The following is a 12,640-nucleotide window of genomic DNA, read 5'->3' as shown; positions in this document are numbered from 1 at the left end:
TGCCCCCTCCGAGCAAATAACGCGCAAACTATAATAGAAAAAGTCCGGAGTGCTTTTGCGCTCTCTTCACTGTTTGCACAATATACTGCCGTACATTAAATAACAGTTCAATGCCAGAGCATGTCTCGCAAAGGTGGGGACTGATTTGAGTACCAAGCCATGCGTAAAAACAAAGAATATCTCATCCCTTGTTATCCGGCATAACCGGCTTGCTGGCGCATATAATCTCGCGGAGAACTGCCGAGCATTCGCTTGAACATTGTGGTATAGGCCGCAGCGCTTTCATAACCGGTATCGAACGCAACAGATGTAATCGGCTCACCGGAGGCAAGCTTTGGCAATGATGCGAAAATACAGGCCTGCTGACGCCATGTCACAAAACTCACGCCGGTTTGCGCGCGGAACAGCCTTGTAAAAGAACGGCGGCTCATACCCATTTTCTCTGCCCAGCTGTCAATATCCGCAGCCGGATCAGGCGCTTTTAAAAATGCTTTGCACAATGCGGCCAGTGCCGGCTTTTCCGGAAACGGCAGTCCCAGCTCACGCACTGGCAGGCGCTTAATCTCATGGAGCAGCAGATCAAAAAGCAAACCGCTGCGCTCATCATCCGCATCAGGCTTTTGCAGCTTCACCACCTCTGCGAGCAGGCTGCGCACCAGCTCATTCACTGACAACACGCAAGGATGACCGCTATGGTCATAGTCACGCATATAGACCGATTGCATTTCAACACCGGAGAACATTTCAACCCGATGTTCGATACCGCGCGGAATAAGCAAAGCATGATCCGGCGGGATCATCCAGCGCCCGCGCTCAGTTACAACCAGTGCAACGCCTGAACGCGCATAAAGAAACTGCGTTCGGGAATGGCGGTGCATTGGGATCAGCAAGCCGCCCGGATATTGTCTGGCAAGGGCGACAACCGGATCAGCGGCATGTTCGATCAGATGAAAACCCTGCGAAATCAGTGTATTTATATCATCGGGACTATTTAAATGCATGATTTGGCCCAGTTAAAAAACTTTACGTCCTTAGCACGAAAGCAGGCCAGAGAAAAGCGGACTAAGCAGAATGCTGCCAGTCAGAGAAAAATCAAAAAGCGGCATCCGGTCAGATAGGCACAGAGCATCATCTTTATCGGCGCTGAACGCTACATGAAATATTGACCTCTGACTTACAGAAAGAATGCATATATCCGGCTAATGCCGGACAGCGCGTGACTTCAAAAAAGGCATAACATATCCGGAGCACTTGCAATGACGACCGTGACCAGCCAGTCACCAAAAATAACTGAAGCCACAACCGTTTCACTGATTGTGGTTGTCAGCTTCTGCCACATGTTCAACGATATTATGCAATCGCTGCTGTCAGCGATCTATCCGTTGATTAAAACCAATTATAATCTGGATTTCCGTCAGATCGGCTTCCTGACCATGACCTTCCAGATCACGGCCTCCCTTCTGCAACCGGTCATCGGCATTATCACCGATCGCTGGCCGATGCCTTATTCTCTGCCACTCTCCAGTGTCAGCACATTCACCGGTCTTTTGCTGCTCGCCAATGCCGACAGCTATACGGTGCTGCTGATCGGCTCCAGCCTGATTGGTCTGGGATCGGCGATCTTTCATCCAGAGGCTTCACGTGTGGCGCGTATTGCCTCCGGTGGTCGCCACGGCTTTGCCCAGTCCCTGTTTCAGGTCGGCGGCAATTTCGGCTCGGCACTCGGCCCTCTGCTTGCCGCTTTCATCATTCTGCCAAATGGTCAGTCGAGCGTTGCATGGCTGGCAATCATTGCGGTTTTCGGCTTTATCGCGCTGACCCGCGTCAGCCGCTGGTATGCTGAAAAACAGCGTCAGAGCAAAAACAAACCTGCTGCAGACCGCACTCTGCCGCTGCCGCAGGGACGCGTGATGTTCGCCATTTTGGTTCTGGTGCTGCTCACCACGACCAAGAATGTGTATATGGCCAGTATTTCCAGCTATTTCACCTTCTTCGTCATCGAGAAATTCGATGTCACGGTACAAAATGCCCAGCTGATGCTGTTCCTGTTCCTCGGTGCATCGGCAGCCGGCGTTTTCATCGGCGGCCCGATCGGTGACAGAATGGGCGCCCGTTTCGTCATCTGGTTCTCGATCCTCGGCGTTATTCCTTTCGCCCTGATGATGCCTTATGCCAACCTGTTCTGGACCTGTGTTCTGGCCGTTGTCATCGGCATTATCTTCTCCTCGGCATTCTCCGCAATTGTGGTCTTTGCGCAGGAACTGGTACCGGGACGTGTCGGCATGATCGCCGGTGTGTTCTTCGGCTTCGCATTCGGCGCAGGCGGTATCGGAGCTGCATTGCTCGGCGATTTTGCCGACAGCCACGGCATTGAATATGTCTACTGGCTGTGTTCATTCCTGCCACTGCTGGGCGTGCTGACAATATTGCTGCCGCGCCTGCCGAAAAAAATGGCCGCATAATCGGCCTAGAAAAGAGAACGGGGAAGACCTTGCGGTCTTCCCCGTTTTTTATCTCAATCATTATTCCGGAGCGCACTTTTCCGTCGGGACCTAATCGCCGGAAAAGCAAAAACGGGAACCGCCGCCTGCTCCGGAACAAAGACCGGATATTATTTCTTGATGCTTTCCAGCAGCTCGTCATAAGCCTTGCAGGCTTCATTCATATCAGTGGTACCCTGATATTTGGTCTGCATTTCCTGCGACTTTGTCATAATTTCCTGAGCGCGGCTCGGATCTTTCGTCAACACTTCCTGAATTGCAGCAGTTAAGTCTGTTGCTTTCTTGGTCAGTTCTTCCTGCGTGCAGGCAGATGCTGCGGAACTTGCAGCAGCAGAGATGAGCAGTGCAGAAAAGGATGCAGCAACCAGTGTTTTGAATTTCATAGAAGTATCTCTCTTTATGATCTGTCGATAAACGAGCAATATTTTATGCACCGGCAGCTTATGTTGGTGTTTTTATCTTTCAAAATAACAAATTATTTTCACTTAAAACAAAAACCACCTGCCAGTGACAATATTTCCATTTCTGCCGAAAATGGATTATAGAAAGCAACAGGACTATGGGGGGAGCAATATGTTGCGAGTAGTGTTTTTGTCTGTTTCGGTACTGGGTATGACGACAAATGTCTGGGCACAGCCCATAGATACATACTGGGCACGCTTGAGCAAACAGGATCATTACAACTCATCAGGCGTGGCGCTGAACTCCGCAGCCACGATTATCCGTCAGGATCGCGCCAATTTTTACATTTTTGGCAAAATGGATCCGGAAGATGAATCCGATGTGTTTTTCAACGACAAGGCGAACCGCGCAAAGCTGGAGAAAATGCTTTCCGAAGGCTCACTTTCCGACCGCGACCGTGCAATTATTGAAAACGGCACACCGCTGATACGCGTGGATATTCATCCGGAACATGTCGAAGTCACTGTCGCGCAGGACTAGAGCGTGTCGCGTTTAATTGCACACGCTGCGCTTGCTCTAAACAGATTTCAGGTCTTTCCAGAAATAGATCGTACCGGTCAAAGTGCCGAAAGGATCGAGAGCGAAATCCGGCACCTCGCCGACCCGCTTAAAGCCCAGCCGCTCATAGACTGACACCGCAAGACTGTCACTTGCCGTATCAAGCATCAGATGTGTGCGGCCATGCTGCAATGCCAGAGCTTCCGCAGCCTGCATCAGCAATGTTGCCACACCGCGCCCGCGACAGGAGACAGAGGTCATCAGCTTGCTGATCTCCGCACGATGCGGCTGGTTCGCGGTCTGCACCAGAACCAGACTGACTGTACCGGCAAGCTTCTCACCGTCAAAAGCACCGAGAATAATCCGCTCTCCGCTCTGCGCAGAGTTCATCGCACCCTCCCAGAATGCCTCTGCCGTTTCCGGCTCAAGAGGATGCATGAAGCTGACAGAGCCGCCGCTGGCGACTGTTTCAACCAGAAGATCGCGCAGCTGTGCGATATGTATATTATCATAAGGCAGAGGTTTAATTTCGAAGCCAGTCATAACCATCAGCTTTCACAAGAATGAAAATCCGCATAAATTATTTGGAGCGTGTTCCTGCTGTAAACAGCATAAATTACTAGCTTTAAAAAAATCAATAAATATTTGAATTATCTAATTTAAAACAGAGCCAATATGCTCTCAAAATAAAAAAGCAATTTAAAAAACTTGCCCTCATAATCGGGCAAACTTGCTGGTCATAATTAGGAAAGCTGCTTAAGAGCAACCTTAGCAATGGTCTGGGGGCTGATGTGTATCAAATTCTTTTAAAAGCAACATTCGTGACTGCCTTGGTCGTCGCGTTGAGCCAGATATTTTCATTCAGCATCCGTTATGCATCCGGCCAGCCCTTCACTGCTTTTGTTTTTCTGATGAATTCAATCATGCCTGTACTGACCGGCTTTCCGATCAGCATGTATATTTTCATACAAAATGCCAAACTGAAAAAGACATCAGATGAGCTGACTGAGGCTAACAGGCTGTTGCAGATACGCGCCGACACTGACAGCATGACCGGTCTTCTGAACAGAAATGCTTTTCTCGAGCAGGTCAAACACGCCAACAAAAACTGCACGCAAGCAGCATTGCTGGTGATAGACGCCGATAATTTTAAAAATATCAATGATCTTTACGGTCATCACGCCGGTGACAAAGCTCTGACTGCAATTGTCAGCGCGCTTCGCTCGTCATTGCGGGTGGATGACCTTATCGGCCGTATCGGCGGTGAAGAATTTGCCGTATTCCTCAGCAATACCGATATGGCTGAGGCGCAGAATATTGCCGAGCAATTACGCAAGAGCGTTGAGGCAATCAATTTCACGCCCTTGCCGGATCAGCCTTATCCGCTGACAATCAGCATCGGCATCGCCCTTTCCTCCGGCATTGTGACCACCGCACAGCTCATCCGTATGGCAGATCAAAGCCTGTATCAGGCAAAAGCAAACGGCCGCAATCAGGTGGTACTCAACCAGCAAAGCCTTAGCCACAACCGCAACACCATCGGTTAAGACGATTATTAGCGCACGGACATATCAGCTCACAAAAAAGACCGTTCGCAAAGTCTGCAGAACAGTCTTTTTCGTTTGAGTGCTAGTGAAAGCGCTTATTCGAGTCCGAGAAACTGAAACGGTTCTGTTTCCTTAAACTGCTCATTCACATTGCCGGCAAAAACATTGGTCTGATTTTCACCCAGATCGAGCTTTTTGACCTTACCGGTCTCAGCGGAGAAATCCATGCCTTTCAGATCGACCCAGAATGTATTGGGTGTGAGGGCAGACTCAAAGAAATAGAGTTTGCGCTTCTGATCGGCCACAGTTCTCCAGCGTGTGGAAGAGATATTCGGCTGATCCGGTGTGGTAATACCATATGGCACCGACACATTGCGAATAACGCCAAACACACTTGCCAGCGCCACATCCGGATTTTCGCTCTTCGGAATGGCATTAATATAGAATGATGCGCGGGCAAAACGGTCTGCGGCACGATTGGTGCCCGGCAGCATGACTGTGCCGCCGATTTGCTGCCAATAGCTGTTCAGTGCCAGCTGCTGGTCAAAAGTCGGGGAATTCGTCATGACCTGATATTTACGGTTGTGATGAATAACCTGCTTGCCGTCGATATATTCGATAATTGCGCTGTCACCACTCGCATCGGAAATGGCCAGATGCAGCGTTGCCAGTCTGCTTTCACCCGGAACTTTATCGGTAACAATTGTATAAGGCTCGGTCTTCAGCGCGGCGACGGCCTCTTCCACCGTTGCATAATTATCAAGCACATATTGCGCCCAGGCAGCAATTGTCAGGCCGGGCTTGTCTTTTGTAAATTCCGGATATTCGGATTCTACCAGCCATAAAACGCTGGCAGAAAGCCCGACTTCATTCATGCCGTCTGTGGTTGCAATATCATAGCCCGAAGCGATGACGCTGCCATATTTCGATGTCCACTCAATCGAGTTTTCACCGGCCTCGCCATTCCGCTTCATACCCTTCGGAAACAGCCAGAGATTGGTCGCCACATCCACTTTCCAGTCCATGGAACGGGCCGTGATCACATCATCATTTGCACCCTGATAGACGACACGGGTGCAGGCTTCCGCAATCAGCGGCGAAGCGAATAAGGACAATGCAACTGTTTTAGCCACAAGCGCGGAACGAACCGCTTTACGGTGCAGAAACATCAGAAAACCCCGCTTTTTGAATAAGATCAGAACCGCATGGACAGGCCGAGAACCGGACCGTGCTGCACGACATCCCATTTAAAGGTGTGGCCGGTAAAATCGTCACCCTGATAATCCTGCGACAGAACGCGGTAGCCAATGCGCAGATTGGTCGGGCGGTCAAACAGGAAAGTCCGGTAGCCGAGATAGGCCTGTGCATTCACGCTGAGTTTGGAACCGACACCGAAACCGCCGATATCAGCCTCACCGGACAGGTTCCAGCGCTCGTTCAGATCAGTTTTCAGACGCACACCGATAAACGGGTCTGTCCATTCTGCTTTTTTGGTGACACTGAATCTTCCGACAGCAAGATCAGCTTTGATCTTTGTCCAGCGTACACCCACTGTCGGCTCGACTGTAAAACGCTGCGGATCATTGAAAACAGTTACGCCGCCCAGTTCCTGCTCATAAACGCGATAGAATGCACCACCGGCAATCGAGGTTGTCTTCACATTCAGAGCCAGCTCATTGGCGAACAGGTTTTCGTCCTGTGTGGTGGAAACATATTGACCGTCGATATAAAAACCCAGCGGGCCTTTAACAATCTCAACATTTCCCATCACCGCCATATCAAGATTATCAAAAATCTCGGAGAACGGGATATTCACATCCGTATGAATACCGGCCAGAGCAGATTTACCTTTGAGCGAAGCACCCCAGACATAAGGACTGACGATAATCTTCCAGCCATCTTCGGCAATATATTGCGGCTGAGCCACATCGGCAGCCATTGCGTTACACATCATAGCCAGACCGGAAAACGCTGAAGTCGTTAGAAGTGCAATATTACGCATAAGCAGGCATGCCCCTTGCCGATAAATTAAGAATCTATTGAGAAAATAGATGATTATGGCAGCGGGTCAACTTCCGTCCGAAGTATTCAGCCGGCATTTCCAATAAATAACATGATAAGACAAAAATAAATTGAACAAGCGGATTAAAAAAGCTGCAACAGCAAGCAATATTCAAACGGTTTTTATTTCCAGATCATAGACCAGCACACCACCTGTACCGCCCTGCGCCGCAGCCACAATTTTCGCGCCGGTTTTCTGATGCTCAGGATCAGCAAGATAGGTATCACGGGATTCAGCATCAGCAAAATCCACAATAAAACCTTCCGAATAACCTTTATCCATGCCGGTTTCAGGGCTGACATTCTTACCAAGATGCACGGCGAGGAGCCCTTTTAAGCGAAATTTTAATGCCACGATTTCTGCAAAAATCGCATCCTTCTCAGCCTGTGAAACCGATGCTTTAAAGTGAATGAAGACACAGTGACGGATCATAAGGTTGCCTATCTAATTTGTGTCCGTGCACGCGGACGGAAATCATTGCGCTCATCGGCAAAAATCGCGGCAGGCAGCGGCGGTAAACCGCGGATAATATCCGCTGCTTTTTCTCCCACCATAATTGTTGGCGCATTGGTATTGCAGGACGGCACGCGCGGCATCACCGAACTGTCACAGACACGCAGTCCCTCCAGCCCATGAACTTTAAGATCAAGACCGACAACTGCATCCTCACCCGTTCCCATTTTGCAGGTGCCTACCGGATGATGATCGGTTTTCGCATTGGCACAACCATAATCAAACAAGTCCTGATCACTCATCACCTGCTTACCCGGTAGTTTTTCCGCCAGAATAAAAGGTTTCAAAGCCGCCTGATCGAAAATTTCACGCGCGATTTTCAATCCCTCAATCGACATTTTAACATCATGGGGATCAGACCAGTAATTCGGGTCAATCAGCGGCGCAGCCGCCGGATCAGCCGAGCGCAACCGCACCGTGCCGCGCGAACGTGGATGCAGATAGGCGGAATTAAGCGTGACACCGGCATTTTTGAGTTTTGCAACACCGGCTTCGATACCGGAGCCGAGGCCAAGATGAAACTGGATATCCGGCGAACGAGCTTGCGGGTCTGCATACCAGAAACCGCCGGTCTCAAACAGGCTGGATGCGACAGGCCCTGAGCGGAACAACATATATTCCAGCCCTGCCCACAATGTGCGATGCAGCTTGGCGACATTGTCATAGGTATGATCGCCCGTGCATTCTGAAATCACAAACAGGTCAAGATGATCCTGCATATTGGAACCCACACCGGCCAGATCATGCTGAACCGCAACACCGGCAGATTTCAGATGATCCGCAGGACCAATACCCGATTGCAGCAATAGTTTCGGCGAGCCGATAGCACCGGAGCACACCAGCACTTCGCGCTCGGCGCGGATAATCTCTGTGCCTCGGGTCGTGGCAATTTCCACACCAACTGCCTGCGATCCTTCCAGCACAATGCGCGTTACGGCAGCGCCGAGCCGGATTGTCAGGTTCTTGCGGTTTTTAACCGGCTCAAGATAAGCAAGGGCTGCCGAAGAGCGGCGGCGGTTACGTTGCGTCAGCTGATAGAACCCGACACCGGCCTGTGTCTTACCGTTAAAATCATGATTATAGGGAATACCAAGCTCCTGCCCCGCGCGGATATACGCATCGCAAATCGGCAAGGCAGAAACCGGCATCGACACGCCAAGCGGCCCGCCATAGGCATGATAATCATCAGCAAAACGCTGATTATCCTCAGCACGTTTGAAATATGGCAGAACCTCGCGATAGCTCCAGCCTTTGCAACCGTCTTCCTCAGCCCAGAGATCATAATCCGCCGCATTACCGCGTGTATAAAGCTGGGCATTAATCGTCGAACCGCCGCCGATGACTTTAGCCTGTGTATAGCGCAGCACCCGCCCCTTCATATGTTTTTGCGGAACAGTCTCCCAGCCCCAGCTGGCAACACCTTTGGTCATCTTTGCAAAGCCTGCAGGCATATGAAACAACGGATTACGGTCGCTGCCACCGGCTTCCAGCAGCAAAACCTTCACATCAGGGTCTTCTGACAAGCGGTTTGCCAGAACACAACCGGCAGGCCCCGCACCGGTGATAATATAATCATAATGCATGGTTCTGATCCTTAAATCAGGTCATTTCAGAAATGCACGTCAGAAGCGCGCAATTGACAGGCCGCCATCCGCAGCAATCACTGTTCCCGTGGCAAAATGCATGGCACCGGAGGCAAGACCGGCACAAATCGCTCCGATATCCGCCGCCTCTCCCCAACGTCCGGCAGGCACCAGTCCTTCAGCAATCAGCGCATCATATTTTTCTGAGACTTTTGCAGTCATATCTGTGCGGATAATGCCGGGACGAACCTCAAAAACCGCAATACCACTCTGAGCAAGCCGCAAAGCCAGCCCCTGACTAAATGCCGATAAACCTGCTTTGCTGACACAATAATCCAACCGCTCGGGTGAACTGGCAGATGCGGAAACCGAGGTAATATTAATGATTGTACGGGCTTTCTGACTGTGCTTCACCGCCAACATTGAGCGTACAACAGCCTGCGTAAAAAAGATTGTACCCCGCAGATTAACATTCATGACCGTGTCAAAATTCTCCGGAAGCAACTCCAGAAAATCCCCGCGTATAACCGAGCCGATACCCGCATTATTCACAAGGCAATCAATTGTGCCAAAGTGCTGAAATATCGCATCAACCGTTGTTTGATGCTGACTGATATCAGACAAATCCGACTGCCAGTAATGCGCATCGGCACCCAGCGCACCGAGTTCCGCGAGTACAGGATCGTCAGTCTGAACGGCCTCTATTCCGGTGACCGCTATATCAAATTCCGACTGCGCAAGCGCTTTGGCAATCGCGAAGCCAATACCGCGACGGCCGCCGGTAATCAGAGCAACGGGACGCTGTGCAACTGTCATGACTGCAAATCCTTTGCAGAAATATGTGCGGCCACACGCAACGCCTGCGCAGCAATTGTGAGTGCAGGATTAACCGCTGCAGATGTCGGCAAAAAAGATGCATCAACCACAAACAGATTGGGATGGTCATAGGCACGGCAAAAAACATCCAGCGGTGCCTGTGCCGGATCACTCCCCATCCGCACCGTTCCGCATTGATGTGACGGTGTACGCTTGTCAAAAACACGGGACAAAACGAGCGGAAAGCCAGCCGCCTTCAGCACTATTTTCAGCTTTTTCACCAGATCAAGATGCGCCTGCCAATTGGTGCGCTGCCACTGCATGATGATGCGCTCGCCATCCACCATAATCCGGCTGTCCGGATGCGGAAGATCCTCGCTCATCGCGTAGAAATCGATGGCATGGGCGGAGAGTTTATTCAGCATCCATAGTGGTACTTGCGGCAGGCTGGCTTTGAGAATCTGTCCGGAAATACGCCCCAAAAGCTGTACATTCCCTAAAGGGGCGCCACCCTCGCCATCGGAAAGATAGAAATCATTAAGGCCGAAAGTCTTTTGATAAACGGATGTGTTTTTATACCATGGCGACACAGCCAGAACCGCACTCGCATTATGATTCATGAAGTTACGGCCAACCTGCCCTGAGGAATTGGCCAATCCCTGAACGTGCTGCGCATTGGCTGAGCGCAGCAGCAAAGCGGCAGATTGCACCGCTCCAGCAGACAGGATCACCAGTTTCGGTGTCAGGCGATGCTCAGTGCCGTCTTTCACATAGCAGACACTCTCAATATGCCTATCATCAGCCGCCGTGTTCAGTTTTGTAACCCGTGCCCCCGTTTGCAAGCGTATATTGGAATGCTGCAAAGCTTTGGCCAGCGCAGTCGTTTCAGCATCCATTTTGCCGTCATCGCAATTGGGATGCGCATCCCACGGCGTTTTCGCCTTGCGCAACCAACGCTCCACGTCCACACCCAGAGGCAGTGAAAAAGGCTGCAAACCATTAGCCTTCAGCCGTGCCCTTACCTTAGCAATTGCAGGCTCTTCCGGCACAGGCGGAAAGGCATAGGCTTGCGAATGAAACGGCTCAGTCGGATCGTCACCCGCAGCGCCCCGCACCTGATAAAGCTGCTCGGCCTCGCAATACCACGGCTCAAGCTCTTCATAGGCGAACGGCCATGCAGGAGACACGCCCTCTCTGTGTTGCATCTCCTCAAAATCCTCGGCACGGTAACGCAACAGCACCGCACCATAGAATTTTGAATTGCCGCCGACATTGTAATAATTACCGGGATTAAAAGCGGTATATCCGCCTGCACTGCCGCTTTTCTCATACCAAAACTCGTCTGGCCGGAAAAAGCCGCGCTGAAAAATTGCAGCCTGATCGCGATTTTCCGGTCTGTCCGGCAAATGCCCGCCAGCCTCAAGGATCAGAATATCAGCGCCGCTCGCCGCCAGCCCCGAAGCGATTGTTGCCCCGCCGATGCCTGAACCGATAATGACAATATCCGGTTGCTTTGATGAAGAAACACTCATGCACTTATCTCACGCAATACGCTGTTGCGTTTGCGGATCAAAGAACACAGCTTTATCCAGATTAAAGGCCAGCCGCGCGGTCTGCCCCGCATGGATATGCGCATCTGCCCGCAATCGCGCTACCACTTCCTTACCGCCGAGCTTGGTCACGGCAAAAGTGTCCGAACCTGCCGGTTCTACAACTTCGATATGGCAATCACCTTCCGCGATTGTGCCCGCATTGCGGTCTGTTCCGTCAGGATCAGTCAGCGCCTCAGGACGGATACCGAAGACCACTTGTTTACCGGCATAGGCATCCAGTTCCTTCTGTCTCGCAGGCACCGGCAGTTTCAGCGGGCCGCTATCTGGTCGCTCAAGTGAAATCTGCAGCCCCTGCGCACTGTTTTCTACAGTTGCTGTCAGCAAATTCATGGCTGGTGAGCCCATAAAATCCGCTACGAACATATTGACCGGACTGTTATAAATTTCTGCCGGTGTGCCGAATTGCTGCAGAATTCCGTCTTTAAGAACGGCAATTTTTGTTGCCAGTGTCATCGCTTCAATCTGGTCATGGGTCACATAAACGATTGTGGTTTTCATACGCTGATGCAGACGTTTGATCTCAGTGCGCATATCTACACGCAGTTTGGCATCAAGATTGGATAATGGTTCATCAAACAGAAAGACCTGCGGATTGCGCACCAGCGCCCGCCCCATTGCCACACGCTGGCGCTGCCCGCCGGAGAGCTGGCTGGGTTTGCGATCCAGTAAATGCCCGATCTGCAACATTTCCGATACGTCGCGAATGGCTTTTTCACGTTCGTCTTTCGGAACGCCGCGCACTTCCATGCCGAATGCGATATTTCCGGCAACCGTCATATTCGGATAAAGCGCATAGGACTGAAATACCATGGCAATATCGCGCTTGGACGGCGGCAGATCAGCGACCGCTTGACCATTAATAGCAATATCACCCGCGCTGATCGGCTCCAGTCCGGCAATCGTGTTGAGCAAAGTGGATTTTCCGCAGCCGGACGGCCCGACAAGCACCAGAAAACCGCCCTCCTCAACCTCAAGACTGATATCTTTGAGAATTTCTACCGCGCCGTATGACTTGCGAAGGTTTGTAATTTTAAGAAATGACATG

At 51.1% G+C, this 12,640-nt stretch carries 13 protein-coding genes; 3 read left to right on the top strand and 10 right to left on the bottom strand.

What is annotated here, in order from left to right:
- Positions 1 to 191: 191 nt before the first annotated feature.
- Complete coding sequence (locus tag BKD14_RS07390; protein WP_022711695.1) at positions 192 to 1,001, bottom strand: helix-turn-helix transcriptional regulator; 810 nt, start codon at positions 999 to 1,001, stop codon at positions 192 to 194.
- A 255-nt stretch (positions 1,002 to 1,256) separates the two neighbouring features.
- Between BKD14_RS07390 and BKD14_RS07385 the strand changes: the two genes are divergently transcribed.
- Complete coding sequence (locus BKD14_RS07385) at positions 1,257 to 2,462, top strand: MFS transporter (RefSeq protein ID WP_075654926.1); 1,206 nt, start codon at positions 1,257 to 1,259, stop codon at positions 2,460 to 2,462.
- Positions 2,463 to 2,611: 149 nt separating this feature from the next.
- On the opposite strand, the gene BKD14_RS07380 is transcribed toward BKD14_RS07385, so the two are convergent.
- Complete coding sequence (locus tag BKD14_RS07380; protein ID WP_075654925.1) at positions 2,612 to 2,884, bottom strand: hypothetical protein; 273 nt, start codon at positions 2,882 to 2,884, stop codon at positions 2,612 to 2,614.
- 190 nt (positions 2,885 to 3,074) lie between these two features.
- Here BKD14_RS07380 and BKD14_RS07375 point away from each other — a divergent pair, with 190 nt between their 5' ends.
- A complete protein-coding gene (locus tag BKD14_RS07375; RefSeq protein ID WP_139316356.1) occupies positions 3,075 to 3,443 on the top strand; it encodes a hypothetical protein in 369 nt (122 codons plus the stop codon).
- A gap of 36 nt (positions 3,444 to 3,479) precedes the next feature.
- Here BKD14_RS07375 and BKD14_RS07370 read toward each other — a convergent pair whose 3' ends face one another.
- Entirely contained in the window at positions 3,480 to 4,004 is a 525-nt protein-coding gene (locus tag BKD14_RS07370) for a GNAT family N-acetyltransferase (protein ID WP_075655723.1), read from the bottom strand.
- A 380-nt stretch (positions 4,005 to 4,384) separates the two neighbouring features.
- Here BKD14_RS07370 and BKD14_RS07365 point away from each other — a divergent pair, with 380 nt between their 5' ends.
- The gene (locus BKD14_RS07365; RefSeq protein ID WP_245293593.1) at positions 4,385 to 5,008 is read left to right on the top strand and encodes a GGDEF domain-containing protein; all 624 of its coding nucleotides are present in this window, start codon (positions 4,385 to 4,387) and stop codon (positions 5,006 to 5,008) included.
- 95 nt (positions 5,009 to 5,103) lie between these two features.
- Here the strand turns inward: BKD14_RS07365 and BKD14_RS07360 are convergent, their stop codons facing one another.
- The 7 genes from BKD14_RS07360 to BKD14_RS07330 form a co-directional block, all read right to left on the bottom strand.
- Positions 5,104 to 6,177 carry a linear amide C-N hydrolase gene (locus tag BKD14_RS07360; protein ID WP_075654922.1) on the bottom strand — a complete coding sequence of 358 codons (1,074 nt, stop codon included), beginning with the start codon at positions 6,175 to 6,177 and terminating at the stop codon, positions 5,104 to 5,106.
- 26 nt (positions 6,178 to 6,203) lie between these two features.
- Positions 6,204 to 6,962, bottom strand: coding sequence for a hypothetical protein (locus BKD14_RS07355; protein WP_348625523.1), 759 nt, complete (start codon positions 6,960 to 6,962; stop codon positions 6,204 to 6,206).
- 219 nt (positions 6,963 to 7,181) lie between these two features.
- Entirely contained in the window at positions 7,182 to 7,502 is a 321-nt protein-coding gene (locus BKD14_RS07350; RefSeq protein ID WP_075654920.1) for a Dabb family protein, read from the bottom strand.
- Positions 7,503 to 7,510: 8 nt separating this feature from the next.
- The gene (locus tag BKD14_RS07345) at positions 7,511 to 9,166 is read right to left on the bottom strand and encodes a GMC family oxidoreductase N-terminal domain-containing protein (protein WP_075654919.1); all 1,656 of its coding nucleotides are present in this window, start codon (positions 9,164 to 9,166) and stop codon (positions 7,511 to 7,513) included.
- A gap of 39 nt (positions 9,167 to 9,205) precedes the next feature.
- Positions 9,206 to 9,982 carry a 3-ketoacyl-ACP reductase gene (locus BKD14_RS07340; RefSeq protein ID WP_075654918.1) on the bottom strand — a complete coding sequence of 259 codons (777 nt, stop codon included), beginning with the start codon at positions 9,980 to 9,982 and terminating at the stop codon, positions 9,206 to 9,208.
- Positions 9,979 to 11,514, bottom strand: coding sequence for a GMC family oxidoreductase (locus tag BKD14_RS07335; protein ID WP_075654917.1), 1,536 nt, complete (start codon positions 11,512 to 11,514; stop codon positions 9,979 to 9,981). The genes BKD14_RS07340 and BKD14_RS07335 overlap by 4 nt, the downstream gene beginning before the upstream one ends.
- A gap of 9 nt (positions 11,515 to 11,523) precedes the next feature.
- A complete protein-coding gene (locus tag BKD14_RS07330) occupies positions 11,524 to 12,639 on the bottom strand; it encodes an ABC transporter ATP-binding protein (RefSeq protein ID WP_075654916.1) in 1,116 nt (371 codons plus the stop codon).
- Between the last annotated feature and the right edge of the window lies 1 nt (position 12,640).

Origin of the sequence: Pseudochrobactrum sp. B5 (assembly GCF_001939785.1) — a bacterium.
Lineage (GTDB): Bacteria > Pseudomonadota > Alphaproteobacteria > Rhizobiales > Rhizobiaceae > Pseudochrobactrum > Pseudochrobactrum saccharolyticum.
This window is presented reverse-complemented; position numbering and strand designations above follow the sequence as displayed.